22 protein-coding genes are annotated in these 24388 nt (G+C 59.4%); 12 read left to right on the top strand and 10 right to left on the bottom strand.

The window, feature by feature from the left end; translation table 11 throughout:
- Nucleotides 1-44 precede the first annotated feature (44 nt).
- Entirely contained in the window at nucleotides 45-3410 is a 3366-nt protein-coding gene (locus AC2TEL_RS09765) for a YhdP family protein (RefSeq protein WP_480903461.1), read from the bottom strand.
- A gap of 67 nt (nucleotides 3411-3477) precedes the next feature.
- Here AC2TEL_RS09765 and AC2TEL_RS09760 point away from each other — a divergent pair, with 67 nt between their 5' ends.
- From AC2TEL_RS09760 to aqpZ, 6 genes are all read left to right on the top strand, one after another.
- Complete coding sequence (locus AC2TEL_RS09760) at nucleotides 3478-3939, top strand: peroxiredoxin (protein WP_480903457.1); 462 nt, start codon at nucleotides 3478-3480, stop codon at nucleotides 3937-3939.
- 88 nt (nucleotides 3940-4027) lie between these two features.
- Nucleotides 4028-4846 (top strand): ferritin-like domain-containing protein, encoded by an 819-nt coding sequence (locus AC2TEL_RS09755; protein ID WP_480843126.1) that lies wholly within the window; start codon nucleotides 4028-4030, stop codon nucleotides 4844-4846.
- A 177-nt stretch (nucleotides 4847-5023) separates the two neighbouring features.
- The gene (locus tag AC2TEL_RS09750; RefSeq protein WP_480843127.1) at nucleotides 5024-6349 is read left to right on the top strand and encodes a DUF5930 domain-containing protein; all 1326 of its coding nucleotides are present in this window, start codon (nucleotides 5024-5026) and stop codon (nucleotides 6347-6349) included.
- Nucleotides 6339-6836, top strand: coding sequence for a bactofilin family protein (locus AC2TEL_RS09745; RefSeq protein ID WP_480843128.1), 498 nt, complete (start codon nucleotides 6339-6341; stop codon nucleotides 6834-6836). Before AC2TEL_RS09750 ends, AC2TEL_RS09745 begins: the two co-directional genes overlap by 11 nt.
- Before the next feature lie 287 nt (nucleotides 6837-7123).
- Nucleotides 7124-7738, top strand: a complete 615-nt coding sequence (locus tag AC2TEL_RS09740) for a dimethylsulfonioproprionate lyase family protein (RefSeq protein WP_480843129.1) — start codon at nucleotides 7124-7126, stop codon at nucleotides 7736-7738.
- 224 nt (nucleotides 7739-7962) lie between these two features.
- On the top strand, nucleotides 7963-8652 hold the full coding sequence (gene aqpZ / locus AC2TEL_RS09735) for an aquaporin Z (protein ID WP_480903453.1): 690 nt from the start codon (nucleotides 7963-7965) through the stop codon (nucleotides 8650-8652).
- A gap of 20 nt (nucleotides 8653-8672) precedes the next feature.
- Here aqpZ and AC2TEL_RS09730 read toward each other — a convergent pair whose 3' ends face one another.
- The 3 genes from AC2TEL_RS09730 to AC2TEL_RS09720 form a co-directional block, all read right to left on the bottom strand.
- The gene (locus AC2TEL_RS09730; protein WP_480903451.1) at nucleotides 8673-9665 is read right to left on the bottom strand and encodes a DUF3179 domain-containing protein; all 993 of its coding nucleotides are present in this window, start codon (nucleotides 9663-9665) and stop codon (nucleotides 8673-8675) included.
- Nucleotides 9666-9785: 120 nt separating this feature from the next.
- The gene (locus AC2TEL_RS09725; protein ID WP_480903448.1) at nucleotides 9786-10334 is read right to left on the bottom strand and encodes a peptidylprolyl isomerase; all 549 of its coding nucleotides are present in this window, start codon (nucleotides 10332-10334) and stop codon (nucleotides 9786-9788) included.
- Nucleotides 10327-10833, bottom strand: coding sequence for a peptidylprolyl isomerase (locus tag AC2TEL_RS09720; protein ID WP_480903446.1), 507 nt, complete (start codon nucleotides 10831-10833; stop codon nucleotides 10327-10329). The genes AC2TEL_RS09725 and AC2TEL_RS09720 overlap by 8 nt, the downstream gene beginning before the upstream one ends.
- 133 nt (nucleotides 10834-10966) lie before the next feature.
- Between AC2TEL_RS09720 and AC2TEL_RS09715 the strand changes: the two genes are divergently transcribed.
- The 5 genes from AC2TEL_RS09715 to AC2TEL_RS09695 all read left to right on the top strand — a co-directional run bounded on the left by AC2TEL_RS09715 (nucleotide 10967) and on the right by AC2TEL_RS09695 (nucleotide 16517).
- Entirely contained in the window at nucleotides 10967-12157 is a 1191-nt protein-coding gene (locus AC2TEL_RS09715) for a phosphoglycerate kinase (protein ID WP_480903443.1), read from the top strand.
- 166 nt (nucleotides 12158-12323) lie between these two features.
- Complete coding sequence (locus AC2TEL_RS09710; protein WP_480903440.1) at nucleotides 12324-12623, top strand: FtsB family cell division protein; 300 nt, start codon at nucleotides 12324-12326, stop codon at nucleotides 12621-12623.
- Between the two features lie 205 nt (nucleotides 12624-12828).
- Nucleotides 12829-13818, top strand: coding sequence for a pyruvate dehydrogenase (acetyl-transferring) E1 component subunit alpha (gene pdhA / locus AC2TEL_RS09705; protein WP_480843136.1), 990 nt, complete (start codon nucleotides 12829-12831; stop codon nucleotides 13816-13818).
- Nucleotides 13819-13833: 15 nt separating this feature from the next.
- The gene (locus AC2TEL_RS09700; protein ID WP_480903438.1) at nucleotides 13834-15204 is read left to right on the top strand and encodes a pyruvate dehydrogenase complex E1 component subunit beta; all 1371 of its coding nucleotides are present in this window, start codon (nucleotides 13834-13836) and stop codon (nucleotides 15202-15204) included.
- Nucleotides 15205-15218: 14 nt separating this feature from the next.
- Nucleotides 15219-16517: a pyruvate dehydrogenase complex dihydrolipoamide acetyltransferase gene (locus AC2TEL_RS09695; RefSeq protein WP_480903436.1), complete on the top strand. Its 1299-nt coding sequence runs from the start codon at nucleotides 15219-15221 to the stop codon at nucleotides 16515-16517.
- A 413-nt stretch (nucleotides 16518-16930) separates the two neighbouring features.
- Here AC2TEL_RS09695 and cysE read toward each other — a convergent pair whose 3' ends face one another.
- A complete protein-coding gene (cysE, locus tag AC2TEL_RS09690) occupies nucleotides 16931-17740 on the bottom strand; it encodes a serine O-acetyltransferase (RefSeq protein ID WP_480903433.1) in 810 nt (269 codons plus the stop codon).
- Between the two features lie 86 nt (nucleotides 17741-17826).
- On the opposite strand from cysE, the gene AC2TEL_RS09685 reads away from it, so the two are divergent.
- Complete coding sequence (locus tag AC2TEL_RS09685; protein ID WP_480843141.1) at nucleotides 17827-18165, top strand: TraR/DksA family transcriptional regulator; 339 nt, start codon at nucleotides 17827-17829, stop codon at nucleotides 18163-18165.
- On the opposite strand, the gene AC2TEL_RS09680 is transcribed toward AC2TEL_RS09685, so the two are convergent.
- The 5 genes from AC2TEL_RS09680 to AC2TEL_RS09660 are packed head-to-tail and all read right to left on the bottom strand — an operon-like array spanning nucleotide 18146 to nucleotide 24381.
- A complete protein-coding gene (locus tag AC2TEL_RS09680; protein WP_480843142.1) occupies nucleotides 18146-18442 on the bottom strand; it encodes a DUF7742 family protein in 297 nt (98 codons plus the stop codon). The two genes, AC2TEL_RS09685 and AC2TEL_RS09680, sit on opposite strands and share 20 nt — an antisense overlap.
- 8 nt (nucleotides 18443-18450) lie before the next feature.
- Nucleotides 18451-22419 carry a baseplate multidomain protein megatron gene (locus tag AC2TEL_RS09675; protein WP_480903430.1) on the bottom strand — a complete coding sequence of 1323 codons (3969 nt, stop codon included), beginning with the start codon at nucleotides 22417-22419 and terminating at the stop codon, nucleotides 18451-18453.
- Nucleotides 22419-22865 carry an NlpC/P60 family protein gene (locus AC2TEL_RS09670; RefSeq protein ID WP_480903428.1) on the bottom strand — a complete coding sequence of 149 codons (447 nt, stop codon included), beginning with the start codon at nucleotides 22863-22865 and terminating at the stop codon, nucleotides 22419-22421. Before AC2TEL_RS09670 ends, AC2TEL_RS09675 begins: the two co-directional genes overlap by 1 nt.
- Complete coding sequence (locus AC2TEL_RS09665; RefSeq protein WP_480903427.1) at nucleotides 22862-23749, bottom strand: DUF2163 domain-containing protein; 888 nt, start codon at nucleotides 23747-23749, stop codon at nucleotides 22862-22864. Before AC2TEL_RS09665 ends, AC2TEL_RS09670 begins: the two co-directional genes overlap by 4 nt.
- Nucleotides 23749-24381 carry a phage distal tail protein, Rcc01695 family gene (locus tag AC2TEL_RS09660; protein WP_480903426.1) on the bottom strand — a complete coding sequence of 211 codons (633 nt, stop codon included), beginning with the start codon at nucleotides 24379-24381 and terminating at the stop codon, nucleotides 23749-23751. Before AC2TEL_RS09660 ends, AC2TEL_RS09665 begins: the two co-directional genes overlap by 1 nt.
- Between the last annotated feature and the right edge of the window lie 7 nt (nucleotides 24382-24388).

Below are 24388 nucleotides of genomic sequence, written 5' to 3'. Positions count from 1 at the left end.
GCGCGCGCCATACATGGACAGGACAGATTCGGCCACAGGTCAGATTACCGGTCTTCTCCGCGCGTATGCTGGGCTGGATTAGGTCTGTCGGGGGTCGCATTGGGCCCGTCCGAAACGGTCGGCGCAGGGGCTCGCATCAGGTTCCGCAAAAACAATGGGGCCAGTCCGGAGAGCGGATTTACGGAAACCTGCGGATTGGTCAGTGGACCGGTCAGAGTATAGTTGAACGCAAAGATCCCCTCACCCTTGCGGCTCAGAACGCTGCCGACGGCGTTCAGCAGGTAGATAGGAGAGATCGCACCACGCAGATTCAGCGTTCCGGCCACTGTATTGACCGTGCCGTCAAAAGACAGGCCCATCGACGGTCCGACCGCACTGCCGCTCAGCACTTTGACTTCGGTCGGGGTTACACGCATCTTGCTGTCGATGGCCGAGAAAAAGATGCCCTGGCCTGCCATTTCATCCAACAGCCCGACCAGACTGATCGCGTTCAGAAGCGCGGCCATGGCCGGAGCATCCTTGATCCGTGTATTCCGGATTTTGAGATCCACATCGTAATCTCCCGGTGCGGTCGCCGGCTCCAACTGCAGATCCAGCGTGCCTTTGCGGGCCTGTGTTATCAAACCTGCTGACCGCAGAACTGCACCGGCATCGGCAGACGTCAACCGGACTGCACTACGCCCGCCGCGCGGAGAAACCTGTCCTTGAATTGGAGCCCCCCCGTTTACCTGCGCCCTGAAAGCGCCGGTCAATCCGCCTGTTGTCTGGAAAGAACCGTTCAAGCCGGTCAGCGCCACGGTTTCGGTGACCTGCAACCGGTCCAGATTGACATCCAGCTTCGGCCCCGGCCCACCACCACCGGCGCCGCTGCCAAAAGTTGCCCTGGCCAAGTTCAGCACCCCGCCCAAAACCCGAATATCGGGAAGGCCGGCGCCGCGGCCGATAAGCTCGGCGGGTACGGCCAGCCAGTTCCCGATCTCGAACGAACTGAAGTTTACACGGTCAAAGGATCCGTCCTTGAACGAGATCGACGCGGTGGTGCGCAGCCCGGCAGCTTCGATGCGCAATTGGTCGACACTCAACTGCTCACCCAAGGTTGCGACGGCGGTCATCGTTCCGGCAGTACTAGTCGCCTTGCGCCACCCCAACTCCGGAATTGCCAGCCCTACCCCAACGAGATCGGACTGCGCTTCGAGACTGGGTGGATCGCCCGCTCCGATACCGACCGTGAAATCCGCAAGCCCCTGCCCGGTCAGCATTCCAGGGGGCAGCCCGGCATTGATCTGATCCATCAGACGCGGAGAAAGCTCGATCTGTCCGGCGACCTGACTGCGCTGAGGCGTATCCCCCCCGATAGGTTGCGACCATTTTGCCTGAACCGGCACATCGCCGAACAGACCATTGCCGTCGATCGAGACCTGAGACTGATCTCCGGTCAGACGTAAACGGTCCGCGCTGACTTCAAATCCAGGCACCAGCTTTTCGCTGTCGATGTTGGACAGGTTTCCGGCAAAGTGAAACCGGGTGTCTTCCAGCTTGAGCCCCTTAATCATGGGCAAAGACAAGGTTCCGGTCAGTTGAACCTGACCATCCGCCAGATCCACGGGCAAATTGGCCTTGGTCAACAGTTGCAACGGCGGTCGGTCCAAAAGCGACAGGGCGGCCGTAACGCTGCCCTTGGCCTGAATCCTTGCAATCCCCGGGGTCGATTTCTTGATGCTGGTATCCGGAATAATATAAGACGTGCCGGCGGCATCCACGGCTCCGCCCTGGTCGGCGACGACGATCCCCTTTTGCGCTGTGACAGTGAAGCGACGGTTAAGCAAGCTCGCCTGCCCCTGCGCCTGTTCGACCGGCGGCAAGGTCTTTGCAAATCGGACCTTGGTTTCGGCAAATTCAAAGTCCGCATAAATATCCGGCTTGGTGTCAGGTTTTAGACGCAGGGCGAAATCCAGATCAGACATCTCGCCGTGGAAAATGTTCTCGGTCACCCATTTGCGGGGCTTGGGGGCCAGCAACTCCGGCCAGTATTTCAGCACCTGCTGCGACGGCATTTGATCGATTTGCGCGTCGATCTTGGCAGCCCAGCCCTCGGGCAATCCAGCAAGTTCGCCGCTTAGTCTCAGACGGTGTTCACCGTCTTCAACCGTTACCTGACCCAACCGCACCCGGAACGGCGCCAGCTTTAATTGCAGATCCACGTCGGCCCGCGTCAGATTCAGCGCTTCGGGAAACAAGTCCGCCGGATTGATCTCGATCGCACTCAGCCGAAACTGCCCGGACATGCTGTCGAGCCGGCCGTCCTGCACACCCTGCAAAAAGGTCTTACCCTCTCCATGGACCGTCCCCCAGGCTGAAACGACCGAAACTTCGTTGAAGTCCAGAACCTGCTGAACCGGGTCATATGTGAAATAGGTACGGGCCGACTCGAACCTGACGGGGCGTGTTTCCGGGTTTGGTTGCACGGCGCCCTCACCAAGATTCAACGTGGCAAAGACGGGTCCCAACGCGCCTTCCGCGTCGACGCTGCCGCGCAGCGCCCCTGAAATTGGCGTCCTGAGCACCTGCATCCACGCCAAAGCCGGACTGTGGCCCGCAACGTCTTCTGCAGGCAGGTCGGTGATCGTGACCCCGAACTCTGCGGCCGCGCTGTCAAGGGAGCTGGTGTAGTTTGCCTCGATCCCGCTGACATAATCCCGGCCAGCCAGGACCGAAAATCCAGTGGCCAGACGCACCTGCTGCGCAGTTCGGGTGGCGAGGATGTGCCCACCGTCCAATATCCAGGACCGTCCCTGTCGCAGATCCTGATAGTCCAGCGTTATCGCGTTCAGTTCAACCGAAGTCAGCGCCGACAAGGCCGGCGATTTGAAGATATCGTCCGAGGTTTCGATCAATTGGGCAAGGTTTGGCGCCTGGCCGACCGGTGCGCTACCGGACCCAACCGTCAGAGACAGCGCGCCGTCCAATCCGCGCGTCAGTGCAATCTGCGCGCCTTGCAGGATGATGCGTTTGGGCCGGACATGTCCCCGTAGCAGTGGCCGCATTGCGAGGCTGGCGCGCAGGTCGGACACCTCTGCAATCTGCTGACCCGCCGCGTCGCTGATGCGCACATCCGTCAACCGCAGTCGTGGCCGCCATCCTTCGTGAATGATGAAACTGACATCGCCAAATCGGATCTGAACGCCGCCCAGAGCCTGATCCAGTCGCGCCTCGACCCGGTCGCGCAACCAAACCGGCGCGTGCATCCGCTGGCCGATCACCATGAACGCCGACACGACCGCCAGAAACACCAGCACAAGTACGCCACGCAAGGTCCACAAAACGGCGCTCCGGCGGCGTGAACGGCGGTGCGGCTTTTTGCCGGTTTCTGTGCCTTGTTGTTGTTCTGGCTGCACCAATTTGCGTTCCACGTCTTTCAACCCGACGGCGGCGCCCTATGATACCGGGCAACCGTTAATTATTCAGCCGGAGATCCCTATGCCCGACGTATCCGACATCGCACCCGATTTCACCCTGCCGCGCGACGGTGGGGGTCAAGTAACCCTGTCAGAGCAGCGCGGCAACGCGGTTGTTCTGTTCTTCTACCCTCGCGATGATACGCCGGGCTGCACCAAGGAATCCATTGGTTTCTCGGAACAACTTCAGACCTTTGCCGCTGCGGGCGCTCACGTTTTCGGGATTTCGCGCGACAGCGTGGCCAAGCATGACAAATTCGTCGCCAAGCACGGGCTGACGACACCGCTGCTGTCGGACGAAGGCCAGACCGTGTGCGAGGATTACGGCGTCTGGGTCGAAAAGAACATGTATGGACGCAAATCCATGGGGATCGAGCGATCCACCTTCCTGATCGACGCCGAAGGGCGCATTGCCCGTATCTGGCGCAAGGTCAAAATGCCCGGTCACGTGGAAGAAGTGCTCGAGGCCGTGCGCGCACTGTGACGCCCCCTCGACCCCCGGGGCCATCCGGTCTATGTCGCGCTGAGATTTCGAACGGCGGAGCACACCCTTGCCCAAGACACTGACCCAGATGGCAACTGAGGTTTTGACAACCGCTGACGGGCGGGCCAAGACCGCGCTGTCACAGCAATACGCCGCCGATTGGTTCGCCGCGCGCAAGGGCGAGCGGTCACAGATCGAAATTGGCACCGCAACGCCGCCGCCTTCTCCTGCTCGCCCGGACCAACCCGAACTGCTGTCGCCGCGCGACGTGCCAAAGCGGCGACCGGGCACCGAAGCAGGACGGGTCGCTTTGCTGCACGCCGTGGCTCATATCGAGCTGAACGCGGTCGATCTGCACTGGGACATCATCGCACGCTTTGGCCACGTGCCGATGCCGATCGGGTTCTACGACGACTGGGTCAAATGCGCCGAAGAGGAATCGCGCCATTTCGAGATGGTCTGCGATTGTCTGGAACAGATGGGTAGCTTTTATGGCGCCCTGCCCGCCCATGCCGGGATGTGGCGCGCCGCCGAAGACACGGCGGAAGACCTGATGGGGCGCCTTGCCGTCGTTCCCATGGTACTGGAAGCCCGCGGTCTGGACGTCACGCCCGGCATGATCGACATCTTTCGCAAGGCCAAGGCAGATCAGGCTGTCGCTGCGCTTGAGGTCATTTATGCCGAAGAAGTCGGGCATGTGGCTTATGGCTCCAAGTGGTTCCATTTCCTGTGTGGGCGCGAGAATGCGGACCCCAAGGATGTGTTCCACACGCTCGTACGTCGTTACTTCCACGGAGCACTCAAACCGCCCTTCAACGAGGAAAAACGCGCCGAAGCCGGATTGCCGCCGGATTTCTATTGGCCTCTGGCCGAAGACTTGCCCGCCCCGGGTTCGACCCCTGATTGAATTTCAGACGCAGGTTTCGGCAATTTCCCGCCGATTCCAAGCGGGAAAACTGCGGTTATGCGGTCCGACTGGTCAACAAACTTGCCCCATTGACCCCACCCCTTTATGCAATCGCGTCAAGGAGCGGCCACTCACTCACGACCGGCTCCGCGATATGGGGACAACGAGGTACGACGCGTGCGAACACGTCTGGCAATCAAACTACACTCACTGCTCGAACGGCACTTTCCAGAACGCCGTGTATTTCTGAAATCCGACAATGATACTCGGTTCATCCGACTGAGCTCCGAAACTCAGGTTGCTGCTGTTGCCGGAGTCGCCGTAGTGGTCGGCTGGACGGCCGTCGCGACAGCGATCCTGCTGATGGACAGCATCGGGTCAGGGAATTTTCGGGAACAGGCGAGGCGCGATCAGGCCACCTATCAGGAACGCCTGAATATCCTGTCGGCCGAACGCGACGCCCGCGCGGCCGAAGCCCTGGCCGCGCATGATCGGTTTAACGCGGCCCTCGAACAGATTTCGGTCATGCAGTCCGAGCTGCTGGAATCGGAAAACCGTCGTCGCGAGCTGGAGACCGGGATCGAAGTTATCCAGACCACTCTGCGCGCAACCATGAAGCAGCGCGAAGAGGCCCGCGAAGAACTGGCGGTGCTGAAGCAGGTAACCGGCGGAGAAGCCTCTTACATGGCGGCCTCAGTCAACCCCGAGCAGATGGCGTTCATGACCGACGCTTTGGCGCGTACGGCGCTCGAACGTGACCAGATCGCCGCTAACGCACAGGGTGCGCTGGATCAACGCGACGAGCTGGAGCTGGAAATCCGGCTGATGCAGGAGCGGAACGAAGAAATCTTCCGCCAGATCGAAGAAGCCATGGTGATCTCGGTCGAGCCGCTGGATAAAATGTTCCGCAGCGCGGGCATGCCCACAGATCGCATCATCGAAGAGGTCCGGCGCGGATATAGCGGTATGGGCGGTCCGCTGACCCCTTTATCCTTCAGCACGCGCGGTGAGGAACTGACCCCCGACGAGATCCGCGCCAATACACTGCTGCAACAAATGGACCAGCTGAACCTCTACCGCATCGCTGCGGAAAAGGCCCCCTTCGCCAGCCCGGTGCGTGCAGCGGTTCGGTTCACCAGCGGATATGGTACCCGCCGCGACCCCAAGACCGGCGGGCGCCGCATGCATAACGGTGCTGATTTCGCTGGTGCGCAGGGTACGGATATCTTTGCCACCGCCGACGGAGTCGTCTCGCACGCGGGCTGGCAATCCGGATTTGGGCGGCTGGTGAAAATCAAACACGCCTTCGGAATTGAGACACTTTACGCTCATAACACCAAGATCCGCGTCAAGGTTGGCCAAAGGGTCTCGCGCGGGGATCATATTGCTGATATGGGTAGCACCGGACGGTCTACCGGCACCCATTTACACTATGAAGTGCGCGTGAACGGAAAACCTGTTAACCCAATGACTTACATCAAGGCTGCGAGAAATGTTTTCTAAGAGCAAAATCAACGAACCCGGCCCCAAAGAGACTGAGGCAGCGAAACCGGCCGCTCCGGCAACACCGGCACCTGCAGCGGCTGAGCCCAAAGCGAGCACCGCGCCGAAAGCAAAACCGCCTGCGTCGGTTCTGTCTTCCGACCTGCACATCACGGGCAACCTCAAGACGTCGGGTGACATTCAGGTTGAAGGTACTGTCGAAGGCGACATCCGCGCCCACCTTCTGACCATCGGCGAAACCGCGACGATCAAGGGCGAAGTCACTGCCGACGACGTGGTCATCAACGGCCGCATCGTGGGTCGAGTGCGCGGTCTCAAGGTCCGCCTGACCTCGACCGCGCGCGTTGAGGGCGACATCATCCACAAGACTATCGCCATCGAAAGCGGCGCCCATTTCGAAGGCTCGGTCCAGCGTCAGGACGATCCGCTGAACCCCGGCCGTAGCGGTAAGGCCGGCGCCAACCCGGCGGCGGAAGCCAAGCAGTAACTTAGCTGCAACTTCAAAAGATGCGAACGCCGCAGGTTTTTCTGCGGCGTTTTTCTTTGAGATAACATACGGACCTGCTGCTTCGCCAAGGATGCGGTTCAAACAGGAAGCAGGTTCCGGTTCGCACCGGACTGACATTCCTGCACCTCCGGGATTGCGCCAAATATTGGCGACAGGAACCAGATTTTCCTTTCGAAGGTTCGAAATCGACCTGTCGGCGTCGTTTTATCCGCAGAATCCTAGGGCACGTACCGTCAGATGGGGCGATCTCAGGAGTGCGCGAGCCCATGGTCTGCAATGAAAAGTTCGAAGAACTGCTGCAAGCAATATCGGATGTATACCAGGCAGAGTCCGATCCGATGGGACCGCATTCGGCACGTGCACTTGTGAACACACCTCCGGTACGCGCATTTGACGCGGTTCAACCGTGCCTTTTGGATGCGGGTATCCGAACAGTTCTGGCCAACAGCCAACACCCGGTTGCAGCGGCAGCTTTGAATGCGCACACGCTGTTGCCCTGGGGCTCAAACCCTGTCGAAGACAACACCGAAGCCGGAATTGCCGCCATGATCAGCGTTGCGTCGCTGATGGCCCCCGAAGGACCGATTCCCGCACCGGATGTCCGTCTTGGATTGGTCTATATGCGTCCGAACAGCTATTACCCTCTCCACCTGCATGACGCCGATGAAACCTATGTCATCGTCGCAGGCCGGGCATTGTGGACAGCCGGCGACGACATACAGATGCGCGGTTCTGGCGACATGATCCACCATCCCAGCCTGATGCCTCACGCCTTTCGCACCGGCCCCGAGGGTTTTGTGGCCCTTTGGCGCTGGAGCGGTGACATCAACACGCATTCCTACACTTTCGTGGAAGCGCCCGAGGCGGACCTGCTCGCCTGATCACCAATTCATGCGCCGATTGTCCAGCCGGTGCCCGAATGGATGAGCCGGTTTTCAATCCGAACCGTTGCCGAGCTTGTCGACACAGACCAAAAGCCGCGTAATACCTCTGCGATCAGGCCCTTCGTTTGGCTGGTCGAGGCAAAACTTGCCCACCTTTCACAATTTCACAAAACATGCTTTTTGAATTAACCTTAAAGTCGTTGTTTTCTGGAGGACTTTTCATGGCATCAAAACTCATGGCTGAATTCTTTGGCACCTTCTGGCTGGTTCTGGGTGGCTGCGGCAGCGCGGTACTGGCGGCGGGTGTCGCCGACGTGGGCATCGGCTGGCTGGGCGTATCGTTCGCCTTTGGTCTGACGGTTCTGACCATGGCCTTTGCGGTCGGTCATATCTCAGGCGGGCATTTCAACCCAGCGGTCAGCCTGGGGCTGATGATAGGCGGGCGCTTTCCAGCCAAGGACTTGCTGCCCTATTGGGTCGCGCAGGTACTTGGCGCGATTGCGGCGGCACTGGTGCTTTATCTCATTGTCAGCGGAGCACCCGGCTTCGACGGGGTCGGTAGCTTTGCCTCAAACGGGTACGGAGATGCTTCGCCCGAAGGGTATTCGCTGACATCGGCGCTGGTTATCGAAATTGTCCTGACAGCGTTCTTCATCCTGATCATTTTGGGAGCAACCTCCGATTGGGCCCCTGCGGGCTTTGCCCCCATTGCCATCGGCCTTGCGCTGACGCTGATCCACCTGATCTCGATCCCGGTGACGAACACTTCCGTGAACCCGGCTCGATCGACCGGAGTCGCCCTGTTCGCGGACGACCCTGCATTGGCGCAACTCTGGTTGTTCTGGGTTGCACCACTGATCGGAGGGGCCGTTGGAGCGATCATATGGAAGGTGATGTCGCCAGACGACTGACATTTTCTCGATGGTGGTCGCTATTGGCGACCACCAAGCATCCATTTGCCATTCGGCCAGAAAGCATGAAAGGCAAAGGCAAACATTACATCGTGCACCACATCCCTTCCCTGTCCGTCACGGACACGTATTGACCCGATATCCCGACCCTTCGATATGCGCCCTGCATCCAGTGCCGAGGCCTGACCGGGAACCCAATGAATGATCACGCCACCTTCGCGCACCACATTTTCGCGGCTGAGCCGCGTCAGTGGCCACGCCCGATCACCGACACGGACAACACGTTCGAGCGGGGGAATACCGTGGGGTGGAAGCTCACCGCTATACAGAAACGGCCGGCGCGACGTATCGTAGCCCCGGTATGGGTTACGCCCGTAATCCCGGTTGAACGCGGGTTCCGTCATCACCAGACCATCGGGATTGCGGGCTGTGTATTCTGCCCAGCTTTCCATCCAAGCCGGCAGCGCCCTGAGCTGGCGGCCCGTCATGCGCCCGACAATTGCCTCGCCGGTCGCCTGTTGCCACCAGCTTTGTGTTTCGCGGTCATACATGACCATATCCGAATTTCGCAACTTGCCGGTTACTCCGAAAGTCAGAATGCCCTGCGGCGTTCGACGGTCGAAGACGAGGCCCGAGTTGCACAAGGGGCAATAGGTGACGGCGACCGGAACTCTTCCGATGCGGTCATTCACGATTTCGTGCCAAATCAGATACCGGATCGGATAGGCGCGCGGCGTCTGGCGCGGCAGTTCAACCGTGATGACGGGCTCGGAAGGGGCAATTGCAGAAACCCCCGAGGCACGGGCAAATTCTGGCTTGCTCAGGGCCGGTATTCCGTCCTTGGGAGGGCCGCCGGACTGAATCTCGGCCCAGCTCCTGATATTGGTCAGGTTAAAGTCGGTGTCCGGCCATTCGCCGCGCCACGACTCAGGTTCGGCCTGTGCAGCCGTGTTGAGAAAAACCAGCAAGACAGCAATGATTATGCGCACCGGACCATTCCGCCCTTCAGGCATCAGTTTGCCCCCGGTGCGAAGCTCTGACCAGCCCGGTACACGCGGATGTGACGCAAGCGGAGCAAGACACGTCCCGCGGAAGAAAAATGCCCGGCGTCGTTTCAGGCGCCGGGCATAGCGTCATTCTGTGACGGTGACCTTTTTCATCGCATCCGGCTGTCCGATCACCGCGCCGTTGGGGCCGTCCCCCCGCTTGATGGCGTCCACCACGTCCATGCCGTCAGTGACCTGACCAACGACCGTGTACTGACCGTTCAGGAAAGGGCCCGGCTCGAACATGATGAAGAACTGCGAATTGGCGCTGTCGGGATCCTGCGCCCGCGCCATGCCGACAACACCGCGATCGAAATTGTAGTCCGAAAACTCGGCCGGCAAGTCGGGACGATCCGATCCGCCAGTACCGGCCCGGCGCATGTCGCCACCCAGGCGACCATGTTGGACATCGCCGGTCTGGGCCATAAATCCTTCGATCACGCGGTGGAAAACGACCCCGTCATACTGACCCGCCGCAGCAATCGCCGTAATCTGTTCCACATGCTTGGGTGCAAGGTCTTCGAACAGATCGACCGTAACGGTGCCGTTTGCCCCCTCGCCTTCGATCTCGATCTGCAATCCGGTTGCCAGCGCCGGACCGGCCAACAGAGCAAACGCGGAGGCCAGCTTAAACATCTGCAGCCACCTTGACGCTGATCATGCGGTCGGGGCTTGCAGGCGGCTCACCACGAACGATGGCGTCCACATGCTCCATCCCGTCGATGACGCGACCGTACACCGTGTACTGGCCGTTCAGGAAGTGGTTGTCCTTGAAGTTGATGAAGAACTGCGAGTTTGCCGAATCCGGGTTCTGCGAACGCGCAGCGCCCAGTGTGCCGCGGTCATGGGGCAGCTTCGAAAATTCTGCCGGTACGTTCGGCAGCGAAGACCCACCGGTGCCCGCCATACGCAGGTTGAACCCGTCTTCCATGTCACCGTGCTGAACATCACCCGTCTGCGCCATGAACCCGTCAATCACACGGTGAAAGGCCACGTTGTCATATTCACCACCGCGCGCCAGTTCTTTCATCCGGGCGCTGTGCTGCGGGGCCACGTCCGGCAACAGCTCGACGACGACATTGCCGTCTTTCAGCTCGATGATGATTGTGTTTTCGGGATCCTTGATCTCGGCCATGAGGCCCTCCTGTCGTTTGTCTTGCGCAAATACCTATTCCCCACGCGCATGAATGCCAAGTGACGCATTGACCTGAGGGCAAAATGCAGGAAAAGAACCGCCTAAATCTGTTACTATTCACGAGGATCGCACGATGGGCTGGAAAACGCTGGACGATATGGACCTGAACGGCAAACGCGTGCTGGTGCGCGTCGATATCAATGTGCCCGTTGTGGACGGTGTCGTGACCGACGCCACCCGGATTCAGCGGATCGTGCCGACAGTGCGCGACATTCTGGGCGCCGGGGGCAAGCCGATCCTGTTGGCCCATTTTGGCCGCCCCGGCGGAGAGCGGCGCGAGAACCTCTCGCTGAAACAACTGATCCCGACCCTTGAGGACGCGTTCGGTGCCACGGTTCTTTTTGCCGCCGATTGCGTTGGCACCGAGGCTGAACTGGCGGCTGAACAGCTACAGCCGGGTCAGGTCCTGCTTCTGGAGAACACCCGATTTCATGCAGCCGAAACCAAGAACGACGCCGACCTCGCGGCCGGTATGGCAAAGCTGGGTGATGTCTATTGCAACGACGCTTTCTCGGCCGCGCACAGGGCCCACAGCTCGACCGAGGCCATCGCGCGCCTGCTGCCTGCTTGCGCAGGCCGGCTTATGCAGGCTGAACTGGAGGCGCTGGAAGGCGCTCTGGGCGCACCGAAACGCCCGGTTACGGCGGTCGTTGGTGGGGCGAAGGTTTCCACCAAGCTGGAACTGTTGGGCAACCTGATTGACAAGGTGGATTACCTTGTCATCGGCGGCGGCATGGCGAACACTTTTCTTGTCGCCAAAGGTCTGAATGTCGGGAAGTCGCTGGCTGAAACCGCGATGAAGGACACTGCGGCCGAGATTCTGGCCAAGGCTGAAAACTCGGGCTGTACAATCGTTCTGCCCGATGATGTTGTCGTTGCCGAGAAGTTCGAAGCCAACGCACCGCATCAGGTCCTACCAGCTGACCAATGCACAGAGGACGGCATGATCCTGGACGCGGGTCCGGACAGCGTTGCAGCCATCACCGACATCTTCGCCAAAAGCCAGACGCTTATCTGGAATGGTCCGCTGGGTGCGTTCGAAATCGAACCCTTCGACGCCGCAACCAACGCAGCCGCGCTGAAAGCTGCCGCCCTTACGCGATCCGGTCAACTGATTTCGGTCGCGGGTGGTGGTGATACCGTTGCTGCGCTGAACGCGTCAGGCGCAGCCAAGGATTTCTCTTATATCTCTACAGCCGGCGGCGCGTTTCTGGAATGGATGGAAGGCAAAACACTGCCCGGCGTTGCCGCACTGGAGCGGTAAGGAACACAAAAAAGCGTTCTGCCCGGGCGCTTTTTTTCTGAACCGAAACAGAGAACGATTTTTTTGCCTCACGGGGGATTCACAACGCGAATCACCTGTGACATAGTGATTTCAGATGCCCGGTAAGGGCACGTTTTCGAGGCAGTTTCATTCGGTGGTTAACGCAGTGACCCGTTCTCATCGTCCCGGCCTGGGTGCCGTTGTTTTCTTTTCGATCGCGTTCATGCTTGGCGTCTATTTTACCTTCGCCGCCGTGCAAGGCGATTATGGCTTGTTTCGCCGGGTTGAGATTGCAGCCGAACGGGACGCCCTTTCGCGCAACCTGACCGAGCTGAAGGGTGAAATCGACCAAATGGAAAACCTGACCCGCCGCCTGTCTGACACTTACCTGGATCTCGATCTTCTGGATCAACAGGCGCGTTCGGTTCTGGGTATGATCCGGGCAGACGAAATCGTCATTCGCTGAATTCCACGCAATGCGTTTGAGACTATCGATGATCAAACGGCCCGACCTGCCCAATTCTCTTCGAGCTCCAAATATCTGCAACGATAAACAGCAAATTTCGGCCCGACCCGACGCCACGTCACATTTACTCTCGCCAGATCGGCCCAAATGCTTTATGAGATAGTTTAACGCTAAACTATCTTGCCGAAAGGGGGAGATCGCCACTATGGCTGCGCGAAAAACCACAAAGAAACCAAATGTTTCTGCGGAAGAACTTACCACCTATTACCGTGAGATGCTGCTGATCCGCCGATTCGAGGAAAAGGCCGGTCAACTCTACGGAATGGGACTGATTGGCGGTTTTTGCCACCTTTACATCGGTCAGGAGGCAGTTGTGGTCGGTCTCGAGGCCGCGGCCGAAGAAGGTGACAAGCGTATCACCTCGTACCGCGATCACGGGCACATGCTGGCCTGCGGCATGGACCCTGGCGGTGTGATGGCCGAACTGACCGGGCGCATCGGGGGCCTGTCCAAGGGTAAGGGCGGCTCGATGCATATGTTCTCGAAAGAAAAGCACTTCTATGGCGGCCACGGCATTGTCGGCGCGCAGGTACCGCTGGGGGCAGGTCTGGCCTTTGCCGATAAGTACAAGGAAAACGGGCGCGTGACCTTTACCTATTTCGGTGATGGAGCAGCGAACCAGGGACAGGTCTACGAGACTTTCAATATGGCGGCCCTTTGGGAACTGCCTGTGGTATTTGTCATCGAGAACAACCAATACGCCATGGGTACTGCGCAAGCGCGCTCGACTTCGACCAAGGACATCTATCACCGGGGCGAGGCCTTTGGCATCCCGGGTGAGATCGTTAACGGCATGGATGTGCTGGCCGTAAAAGCCGCCGGTGAAAAGGCCGTTGCGCACTGTCGTGCGGGCAAAGGCCCCTACATCCTGGAGATCAAGACCTACCGCTATCGCGGCCACTCGATGTCCGACCCGGCAAAATACCGCACCCGTGAGGAGGTTCAGAAGGTCCGTGAACAAAGCGACCCGATCGAACATGTGCGCGAGCTGCTGCTGACCGGCAAACACGCGACAGAAGATGACCTGAAGGCGATCGACAAGGAGATCAAAGAGGTCGTCAACCAGGCCGCCGAATTCTCGAAAGAAAGCCCCGAGCCGTCGCTGGACGAGCTCTGGACCGACATTTACGCCTGAGAGGACGAATAAGACATGGCAACCGAAATTCTCATGCCCGCCCTTTCGCCCACGATGGAAGAGGGCACATTGGCCAAATGGCTGGTCAAGGAAGGCGACACCGTATCGTCCGGCGACATCATGGCCGAGATCGAAACCGACAAGGCCACGATGGAGTTCGAGGCCGTCGATGAAGGCATCGTCGGCAAGATACTGATCAACGAAGGCACCGAAGGGGTTAAGGTCAACACCCCCATCGCGATCCTGGTCGAAGAAGGCGAAGACGCCTCTGCCCTGCCCGCGACTGCGCCTGCAATCGCAGCGGTGGCCGAGGCCGCCCCCGCGGCGGTTGAGGTTGCCGCTCCTGCCTCAGCACCAGCGGCACCGGTCGTAGACCTCTCGCCCGATTGGCCGACCGATGCCGAGATGGCACAGCAAACTGTTCGCGAAGCTTTGCGCGACGCAATGGCCGAAGAGATGCGCGGTGACGAAGACGTCTACCTGATGGGTGAAGAAGTCGCTGAATACCAGGGGGCGTACAAAGTCTCGCAAGGTCTTCTGGACGAATTCGGCCCCAAACGCGTGATCGACACCCCGATCACCGAACATGGCTTTACCGGTATCGCAGTCGGCTCTGCCTTTGGCGGGCTGAAACCGATTGTCGAGTTCATGACCTTCAACTTCGCGATGCAGGCGATTGACCAGATCATCAACTCTGCCGCCAAGACACTCTATATGTCCGGCGGTCAGATGGGTTGCCCCGTCGTGTTCCGCGGCCCCAACGGCGCGGCGGCCCGTGTGGCAGCACAACACTCGCAGGACTACGCCGCATGGTACATGCAGGTTCCCGGACTGAAAGTCGTGATGCCCTATTCGGCAGCCGACGCCAAAGGCCTGTTGAAATCGGCCATTCGTGACCCAAACCCGGTGGTCTTCCTGGAAAACGAAATCCTTTACGGCCGTTCCTTCGACGTGCCGCAAGTGGATGACTTGGCGATCCCGCTCGGCAAGGCTCGCATATGGCGCGAAGGCTCAGACGTTACCATCGTCAGCTTCGGCATCAGCATGCAGTTCGCTCTGGAAGCCGCCGACAAACTGGCCGAGGAAGGCATCAATGCCGAAGTCATTGACCTGCGCACGATCCGCCCGATGGATACCGGTGCGATCATCAATTCGGTGATGAAGACCAACCGTCTGGTGACCGTGGAAGAAGGTTGGCCGCAAGGCTCGGTCGGCAGCTACATCTCCTCCGTGGTGATGCAAGAGGCGTTCGACTATCTCGACGCACCGGTCATCAACTGCACCGGCAAGGATGTTCCGATGCCCTACGCCGCGAACCTCGAAAAGCTGGCCCTGATCACCACCGATGAGGTGATCGCCGCCGTCAAACAAGTGACCTACCGGTAAGGAGCGACAGACAGATGCCCACCGAAATTCTGATGCCCGCCCTTTCACCGACGATGGAGGAGGGCACGCTTGCCAAATGGCTGGTCAAAGAGGGCGACACCGTCTCCTCCGGCGACCTGCTGGCCGAGATCGAAACCGACAAGGCCACGATGGAGTTTGAGGCCGTTGACGAAGGAACAATCGGCAAAATCCTGATCCCCGAGGGCACCGAGGGCGTGAAGGTCAACACCGCAATCGCGGTTCTGCTGGAAGAAGGCGAAAACGCCGATGATATCGCCGCAACGCCCGCCAAAGCACCAGAGGCGGCTCCTGCCGCCGCGGGCAACGAGGCCGCCGCCCCTGCGGCGTCCGAGGCGTCTGCCCCTGCCCCGGCTGCTCCGGTCAAGGCGGATGGTGGTCGCATCTTTGCCTCCCCCTTGGCCCGTCGGATTGCAGCGCAGAAAGGACTCGACCTGGCGCAGATCACCGGCTCCGGTCCTCATGGTCGTATCGTCAAAGCCGACGTCGAAGGCGCAACTGCGTCCGCTGCGGCTGCTGCCCCTGCACCCGCCGCAGCAGCTCCGGCTGCCGCCACTCCGGCTGGCCCCTCGGCAGACGCGGTGGCTCGAATGTACGAAGGCCGCGAGTACGAGGAAATCAAATTGGACGGTATGCGCAAGACCATCGCCGCACGCCTGTCCGAGGCCAAACAGACCATCCCGCATTTCTACCTTCGCCGCGACATCAAGCTGGACGCACTGTTGAAATTCCGCAGCCAGTTGAACAAGCAGTTGGAAGCGCGCGGCGTGAAGCTCAGCGTCAATGATTTCATCATCAAGGCCGTGGCCAACGCGCTGCAACAGGTCCCCGAATGCAATGCCGTCTGGGCGGGCGATCGGGTTCTGCAACTGAAACCCTCGGACGTGGCCGTTGCGGTTGCCATCGAAGGCGGTCTGTTCACACCCGTGCTGCAGGATGCCGACACCAAGTCACTCTCTGCGCTGTCGACCGAGATGAAGGACCTTGCAGGTCGTGCACGCGAACGCAAGCTTGCCCCGCATGAATATCAGGGGGGTACCTTCGCGGTTTCGAATCTCGGCATGTTCGGCATCGACAATTTCGACGCCATCGTGAACCCGCCACATGCGGGCATTCTGGCGGTTGGCACAGGTCTGAAAAAACCCGTTGTGGGTGATGACGGTGAACTGACAGTGGCAACCGTGATGTCGGTCACCATGTCGGTTGATCACCGTGTCATCGACGGCGCCCTGGGTGCGCAGTTGCTTCAGGCGATTGTCGACAACCTCGAAAACCCGATGGTCATGCTGGCCTAGGCACTTTCTTTGAAAGGGGCGCGCCGGGCTGTTTCCCGGCGTCCCCGCCTGCTCAATTCAATGACGTGAGCAAACGTGACCCGAAACAAGCTTGCTTGTGACCGAACGCGCGCCAACTTCGAAACACCTCCATTTCGTATGTGACAGGTGTTTCATGATCTTCGCCAAATCAGCCACTGCTCTTGTTCTGCTTTCCCTGCTGACACTATCGATACCAACAAAGTCCGGTGCAAAGCCCAACAGTTACCCGGGTGAAAACTCCAGCTTCAAATCGACCGACCCTGCCGAGATCGCCAAACAAAAAGCAGAGCGGGAACGGCGAATGGAATTGCGCAAACAGAGGCGTGAGAAGCGGCGGCAAAAGCGGTTGAACCGAAGAAACAACCGCTCGGGCCAGTGATCGGGGTGGTCAGTTACTGATCCTTGCCCAACATGTGATCCATGGAGATCGCCGGCTGGTCGCACCCGGCTTCACCTACGATCTTGGCCGGTATACCAGCCACGGTTTTGCAGGCGGGTACTTCTTGCAGCACAACCGATCCAGCGGCGATTCGGCTGCAATGGCCGACCTCGATGTTGCCCAGAACCTTGGCCCCGGCCCCGATCAGAACGCCATTGCCGATTTTGGGGTGGCGATCTTCTTCTTCCTTGCCGGTGCCGCCCAGCGTAACCGAATGCAGCATCGAAACATTATCCCCAACCACGGCGGTTTCACCGATCACGATGGAGTGTGCGTGGTCGATCATGATGCCCTTGCCGATCTTTGCGGCCGGGTGAATATCGATCCCGAATATCTCGGACGAGCGCATCTGGAAGAAATATGCCAGGTCATGCCGACCTTTGCTCCACAACCAATGTGCCACCCGGTAGGCCTGCATGGCCTGATAGCCTTTGAAATATAGCACCGGTTGCAGTAGCCGATGGCAGGCCGGATCACGTTCGTAGACCGCCATCAGATCGGCGCGCGCGGCCTCGATCAGGTCGGAATCGTCGGCATAGGCCTCGTCCACGATTTCACGCAAAACCATCATCGACATCTCGTTCGAGCACAGTTTTGCCGAAATCCTGTAAGACAGGGCACGTTCAAGGCTGCGATGATGCAGGATACAGGCGTGCACCAGCCCACCCATCAGCGGCTCTTTCTCCACGGCTGCCTGGGCCTCAGAGGTGATGCGATCCCAAACCGGATCGACGGGTGTCACGTGGCTGCGCTTTTCGAACATAGCTTTTGATCCTTTCCTGCGCCTAGAATAGCCATCTAGGCCCAAAAAGGCCAAACGCAAACCCTTGATGAGCATTGCAACAAAAAATGAACGAGACCAATCTGCAATATTTCACGCGCCGCATTCGTGATCGCCTGACCGAACTGGATGCGCAGTCTGCCTCGGGGCAGGACGCGCAATCGGTTGTAGAGCTGGACCAACAGGCAATCGGTCGCCTTAGCCGCATGGATGCACTGCAAAACCAGGCCATGGCCAAGGCGCAGCAGGCTCGGCGCGATCTGGAAGTCCTGCGTTTGCAAACCGCGCTCGCCCGCATCGAAGAAGGGGAATTCGGTTATTGCGAGGATTGCGGAGAGGAGATCCCGCATGGTCGACTGGAATTGGACCTCGCGGCCAGCAAATGCGTCAGCTGCGCTTCGGGTTAGTCAGAAACAGGATCAGGTGGCGCAGAACCGTTTCGAAACACTGACAATACTGCAAATCATCGAACCCCGGTTCATCAACCAGTTTCCGTCCCAGCGCAGCTGCCATCAATGAACCGTTCCCATAAATCGGGTGCAGTCGACCGGTTTTCGAGACATGATCATCAGCCAGTTCCGCTTCGGCGATCATTCGGGCGCAAAGCCGGTCGCGGTCCATGTGCGGCGCGGCCAACAAGGCGCGCGCCGCGGTGCTGACATCACCGTGCAAGACAGGGCGCATCCGCGTTCTCAGCCTACCGAAATTCTGGCAAACGGACCCGGTCCATAAGCCGCCGAGACCTGCGCCACGGCAATCTCATACGGCCCGTTCAGGCCGTCCGTGGCCTTCATTGCAGTCGAGTAGTGCCAGTTGGCCGATCCCGTCACGTCTTCACGCAGCATGGTACCCGACACGAAGATGCGGATCAGGTAAGACTCGCTTTCTTCGCCCAGGGGAATTTCGAGGCCGCACCAGTCATCACCGTCGATCCGTGTCCGCCGTATCCACGCAAACTCATCGCCGGTCGATGACTGTTTCGCTTGTAGATGCACCGGGGCGTAAGGGCGCAGCCCGTTGCCGTCAAAAGCCTCAACCAGATGCGTGTAAGACGGGTCATCATAACCTCGGGTGGCTGGGCCGATGCGATAGTGTTTTGCGATGCGCCGCTCGGTCCGCAACAGGCCCGTTTGGTAAACACGTCCGTCCAGCAGCACGAAATATGAACCTTCCGGCCAGACATCGGGCATCATCGCGTCCGTTCCAAGCTGCCCGCGCAACCGGGAGCCCAGCGTGTAAACGCCCGGCTCGTGCAGCGCCGCATCGGCGAACTGGAACACTTCCCAATTACCTGGTGTTCCGTCCCCAATCGCGGCCAGGTTGGCACCGTTCAACAGGGCCGAGCGTGGGTGCGATTCAAGAACACCGTCGATCAGTTTCACGCGCAACGGCGCCCCCTCGTCCCAGATCCCTGGGCTGGCTCGCCGCAATAGTGTCTCGGTAAACCCGACGACCGCCTGCCCCGGAATCACATCGCCCAAAGCATAGTTTTCATCCTGCGCGGCTGAGTAGACGGCAGCGCTACCGGGCCAAGGATTGGCCGAAACCGCAAGATACGGCGCGTGCGGAACCTCCGATCCGGTGATAAGCGGCAGGTCCAGAAACACGGGCAGCACGGGAACAGGTGCCGTGAACGGTTTTGCCGTGACGGCATCATCCGCCGGGTCTGAGGGTGCATAGACCGCAGGCTCGACTCTCACCGCATCCGCGAGCTGCATCTGGGCCTGTTCCAATCGGTCGATCCTGTAAAGCCCGCCCGGCCCTCTTTCTGATTCAGTAAACCGGACCACATCACCGGCGCCCAGATGCATCTGTGACGGAGGTAGCGCAAAACGTGCGGTCTCACGCGAAATCCGTGCCTCGCTGAGCCATCGCTCGACGGTCTGGCGACCTTCGGCACGCGTCAGTGACAATGGCATTTCGTTGACGGCCACGGCGTGTGTCCTGACATCGGGCAACACAGCTTCCTCGGCGACTACGTCGTGATCGGCATCCGATTGCACGAACCGCAATCGGACCCGACCCGTCATCTCAGCCTCTGCTTCACGCCGATACTCAACGCTGCCTTCAATATCTGAACTAATGGCTATGTATTCCGGATCCAGGTCCACGACCCCGCTTCCGTCCCGCATCCGAAAGGCAAGCACGCCATCCCGTTCAATCGCATCAAACCCATAACGAAGCATCAACGGTTGCAATGCCTGACGAGCATCCATGACATCCTGCATCGCGTAACCACGCACGACCCCGTGAAGGGCCGAGACATCAATATCCGTCACACCCGCGCCGTGACAGATCTCGGTCACAACCGAGGCCAAGGTACGCGATCCGGATCGACCGTTCAGCCAGTGTCCGCGCGCGTAGTTTTCACCGTCGCTCCATTGGGATCGCAAGTTCGGAAAGGTCGGAAATGGGCGCGCGTCCCAGGCCCACACATAGGCATTCGACAAATCAATCATCGGCCCATTGTAGACATCCGAAACCGGGTTGATCAGCGGATCAGCCCAATAACCCAGAAGCGCCTTCAGGTATTGCACTTGAATGTAGTCGTCCCGCATACCGTTGGAATATTTCGGTAAACTCGACTCCGAAGATTTCGGGTCGACAAATTTGTTGGGCTGGTTCGTTCCCTTGTCGACAGCAGCGCACCCTAATTCCGTGAACCAGATCGGCTTTGCACCCGGCGCCCAATCGGTCGGCATGATCTGCCGAACTCCCCCAATCCGCTCGTAGTGCGCATTTGCCCACCAATTGCGGATATCCTTGTAGCGCCAGACCCAAGGTTCGCCATGTGTACCATCCTCGATCGGCGTTCTGACCTGTGCCTCGGCCTCTTCGGGCGAAGCGTAATACCAGTCAAACCCTTCACCGCCCTCGATATTGCTTCGCAGGTAGTCCAGATCATAAATCGAGGTGGACCCACCTTTGGCGTCCAGATGATCCGCTCCGTCTCGCCAGTCAGACAGGGGCATGTAATTGTCGATGCCGACAAAGTCGATATTGCCGTCCGCCCACAGCGGATCGAGATGGAAATACCGGTCGCCGCTGCCGTCATTGGGCTGATAACCGAAATACTCGGTCCAGTCCGCCGCATAACCGATCTTTGTGTTTGACCCGAGAATTTGACGCACGTCCGCCGCAAGGTTCTTCAACTGAGTTACTGCTGGAAACCCGCTTGCGCCTCGGATCTGAGTCAGTCCGCGCATTTCGGAACTAATACAAAAGGAATCCACTCCCCCAGCCGCCTTGCACAAGGCCGCATAGTGCAGAATGAACCGGCGCAGGCCCCAATCCTGTGGACCGGAGTAACTGACTGTTCCGTTTGCCGAGGAAAAGTTGGACGCCTGAGCATCTCCAAAAAAGGCCGCCACCTGCGCCTCGGCTGCAGTGGTTTGATCTACGGTACCCGGCTGCCCTGGCGCTTTGTCCAGTGTGATGCGCCCCCGCCAAGGCAGATGAGGCTGATCCATGGCATCAGACCAAGGGTCACCTAGTCCGTTGCCCTGCATCTGATCCATCAGAATGAACGGATAGAACATGACACGCTTGCCGTTGGCCTTCAGATGCTTGATTGCCTGAACCACCGCGGCGTCCGCTGGCGTGCCACCGTAAATTGGGCGGTCGTCCACGCGTTTGACAGCCTGCGCCGCCGCGCGAGAAACCCCCGCCACGGACCATGGCATGTTCTGTCCGTCTTCGCCTTGGCGTTCGACCTTGGGCCGGATCTGACAGTGACCACACCGCAGATCGTTCCCAAACCACGAAACGATTAGTGACGTGGCCTCACAAGCCGGCAGTTCGCGGTTCAATGCGCGGGTCGAAGCCACCAGATCCGGTTGCCCCGAAGGCGAGTGAACGTTCGCCGCCCAGCTTTGCCCGACTCCCTTGGTATAATTTACCTGAGTGTTGGCCAAAGCGTATTCACCCGTCCCGGGCATCAACGCCACACCTTTCACGATACGAGACAGCGCACTGTCGTAATCCGGCATATCCTTTTGTTCCTGCCGAACGACCTCGAAGGAAAACTGTGGCACGCGGTTTCCATAAGCGCCCAGCGCCAGGTCCTCAATCACAACATAAGCCGTTCCACGATAGGCCGGTACGGTTCCGGTACCCTCGACTGCCTCGATCAGCGGGTCCGGCAATTGATCGTCGCTGCCCCGATAAACCCGCATATTCAGGTCAGACCGCGCCAACTCCTCTCCGTCCGCCCAAATTCGGGACACATCCGAGATTTCACCAGCGCCCAATGCGATGGCCAGCGAGACCGAATAGCTGTAGCTATGAGTGGTCGTCTTCACTTCTGCCGGTTTGGGCGAACCCTTACCGCCACCAGTTGATTGTGTCGAAGTCGACGTCGTACGCGTTTCCAGGAAATCCGAGGCCCAAATCACCTGCCCGCCAACGCGCATTCGCCCGAAGACGGTCGCAACTGGTGCTCCCTCACCCGTTTCAGTCAGGCGGAACCGGTCAAGACGTCCAGTTTCGACAACCTCGCTGCCACCACCCATAACGGATTGGCTCATCAATCTCTGGTCGATAACGCGACCCAGAGTGGCCCCAACGGCGCGCCCGATGATCGCAGTCGACAAGCCTGCCACGGTTCCACCGATTGACCCGCCAATTGCGGCACCGGCGGCTGAAAGAAGAATAGTAGCCATCAGAGGTCCTCCAACGGGAATTCAAAACAGGCGACAATTCGGCGACGCCAAGGGTCGCTCAGTGTGTTTTCAACAACGCCGTGCCCCGAATAGGCATGAATAAAGCGCGGCAATGGATTGATTTCACAGAGGATACCCAGATGCTTGGCGACACTGCCGTCCCGCATTCGAAACAACAGAACGTCCCCGGCATGGGCATCCGCCAAGGGCTTTTCGGCCAGGTGCCGACGCGCGGCCTCCCACATCCGTTCTTCGCCCTGAGGTTCGGACCAGTCCATGCTGTAGACCGGCACTGCCTCAGGTTCATCGCCAAAAGCTTCGCGCCACACGCCGCGCAACAGTCCCAGACAGTCCGCGCCGGCGCCACGCGTCGATGCCTGATGCACATAAGGCGTCCCCAACCAGGTGCGTGCTTCATCGACGATACGTTGCCTGCATGTGCTCATCGCCTGCTACCTCCTCGATTGGGATTGTCCTTTTTCGGCACCGCCATCACCCAATCCTCGCCGGGAAGATCAGGGAAACCTTGAAAGTTGAGAATGTTGTTGAACTTGAAACGGCAGGTGTTCATGCGCTTGTCACACCCGGCTGTCAGGCGCACCCGGTCTCCGACGCCCAGCCCGCCTCCGATGCCGGACCAAAGGGTCAGGCTGCGGCCAGAGTTGTTGGTCCCGTCTCGCTTGATTGTCGCCCAAAGACCAGATGCGGTGCCTGACAGAACATCCAACCGGCCGCCCTCGAACCACCGGTCTTCGAAAGAAGCCCCGCCAATCAATAGCAAGCCGCCGGACTCCGACACGGCCGCAATGTCCGTTTCGAACCAATACCCCGGAGCATCCGTATCGAACCGGCACGATTTGTCGCCAAGAACAGCGGTGCAGGGCTTCTGATAGATCCGCCCCAAAGGACGGTTCAACACGTCAGTCAACCCGCGCAACTCTGCGTGAAATGCCCCACCGCCACGACGCAACTCACCAATCGAGCCCCGAAACTGCAACAAGCGCTGTTCCGGCTCGGCCCAGTTTACCAGCCAGGCCCGCACCTCGGCCCCGTCAAATCGCCCTGCTTCGATGTCTTCCTCACGCACGGACGCATCGGACAGTGCACCCATGGCCTCGGAGTTGTCGACGGAAAGCCCGGTCGCCTGCTCGATGGCCGAGGCCGTCAGGCCAGTGCTGGCCTTGAAAGTGACCCCTTCGAAAGACAACTCCATGTCGTGGTCGGTAAACCCAAACATCTGCCCGTCTGTGCGCGTGATCGCCCAGCAGCGGCAGGTCGTGGTCAGACCGATTTTCAGATGGGCGTGTAAGCCTTGTTTGTCCCTGCTCATCAGATCCGCACCTCGACCACCGGCACATTGGGCACGTCGCCGGCCTGAAAACTGGCGACGCTGGTCTGAATCTTGTCGGTATCGAACCGCACCGGTACGTCGAATTCGAACCCGGCGGTGATCTCGACCTGCTCGGCAGGCGGCGTGGCAAAAGTCACCAGGCCCGTGGTCAGCTCGACCTCGAAATCCACCCCTTCGCGCATCTCGTCCTGATCCAGGCCCAGCATAACGCTCCCCAGCACCGGCTTTACGATTGGCCGCACGTAGCTGAACCCGCCTGAGCTGTAAGTCTTGATCAGTTGAAACTCGGTCCGCGCACCGTCGCCTTGGGCAATCACCTGATCGCCCCTGTCCACATCCGCCGTGGCCAGGCCAGACTTGAAGTCCGACCAGTCCTTCCAGCGGAACCCGAACATCTGCCCCTGACGGGCCTCAAAAAACGAAATCAGGGTTTCGACATCATCCAGAGACCGCATCCCCAACCCGGCATCGTAACGCCTTCGCGAATGCGCCCAGGGCGTGTTCCGCTCCTCGAACCCATTGGCCAGCGTCACGATATCCGTACGTCGCTCGGGGCCACCGACCGAACCAAAACTCAGGCTTGCGGGAAATCTCACCTCGTGGAAATTCATGACCTTC

Source organism: Ruegeria sp. HKCCD9138 (genome assembly GCF_057220975.1).
Note: the sequence above shows the minus strand (reverse complement) of the source record. Positions and strands in the feature narration are given on the sequence as shown.

Coding starts and splice junctions, on each gene's coding strand:
- AC2TEL_RS09760 (WP_480903457.1), top strand. CDS start 3,478: ATGCCCGACGTATCCGACATCGCACCCGATTTCACCCTGCCGCGCGAC.
- AC2TEL_RS09755 (WP_480843126.1), top strand. CDS start 4,028: ATGGCAACTGAGGTTTTGACAACCGCTGACGGGCGGGCCAAGACCGCG.
- AC2TEL_RS09745 (WP_480843128.1), top strand. CDS start 6,339: ATGTTTTCTAAGAGCAAAATCAACGAACCCGGCCCCAAAGAGACTGAG.
- AC2TEL_RS09740 (WP_480843129.1), top strand. CDS start 7,124: ATGGTCTGCAATGAAAAGTTCGAAGAACTGCTGCAAGCAATATCGGAT.
- aqpZ (WP_480903453.1), top strand. CDS start 7,963: ATGGCATCAAAACTCATGGCTGAATTCTTTGGCACCTTCTGGCTGGTT.
- AC2TEL_RS09730 (WP_480903451.1), bottom strand. CDS start 9,665: ATGCCTGAAGGGCGGAATGGTCCGGTGCGCATAATCATTGCTGTCTTG.
- AC2TEL_RS09725 (WP_480903448.1), bottom strand. CDS start 10,334: ATGTTTAAGCTGGCCTCCGCGTTTGCTCTGTTGGCCGGTCCGGCGCTG.
- AC2TEL_RS09720 (WP_480903446.1), bottom strand. CDS start 10,833: ATGGCCGAGATCAAGGATCCCGAAAACACAATCATCATCGAGCTGAAA.
- AC2TEL_RS09715 (WP_480903443.1), top strand. CDS start 10,967: ATGGGCTGGAAAACGCTGGACGATATGGACCTGAACGGCAAACGCGTG.
- pdhA (WP_480843136.1), top strand. CDS start 12,829: ATGGCTGCGCGAAAAACCACAAAGAAACCAAATGTTTCTGCGGAAGAA.
- AC2TEL_RS09700 (WP_480903438.1), top strand. CDS start 13,834: ATGGCAACCGAAATTCTCATGCCCGCCCTTTCGCCCACGATGGAAGAG.
- AC2TEL_RS09695 (WP_480903436.1), top strand. CDS start 15,219: ATGCCCACCGAAATTCTGATGCCCGCCCTTTCACCGACGATGGAGGAG.
- cysE (WP_480903433.1), bottom strand. CDS start 17,740: ATGTTCGAAAAGCGCAGCCACGTGACACCCGTCGATCCGGTTTGGGAT.
- AC2TEL_RS09685 (WP_480843141.1), top strand. CDS start 17,827: ATGAACGAGACCAATCTGCAATATTTCACGCGCCGCATTCGTGATCGC.
- AC2TEL_RS09680 (WP_480843142.1), bottom strand. CDS start 18,442: ATGCGCCCTGTCTTGCACGGTGATGTCAGCACCGCGGCGCGCGCCTTG.
- AC2TEL_RS09675 (WP_480903430.1), bottom strand. CDS start 22,419: ATGGCTACTATTCTTCTTTCAGCCGCCGGTGCCGCAATTGGCGGGTCA.
- AC2TEL_RS09670 (WP_480903428.1), bottom strand. CDS start 22,865: ATGAGCACATGCAGGCAACGTATCGTCGATGAAGCACGCACCTGGTTG.
- AC2TEL_RS09665 (WP_480903427.1), bottom strand. CDS start 23,749: ATGAGCAGGGACAAACAAGGCTTACACGCCCATCTGAAAATCGGTCTG.
- AC2TEL_RS09660 (WP_480903426.1), bottom strand. CDS start 24,381: ATGAATTTCCACGAGGTGAGATTTCCCGCAAGCCTGAGTTTTGGTTCG.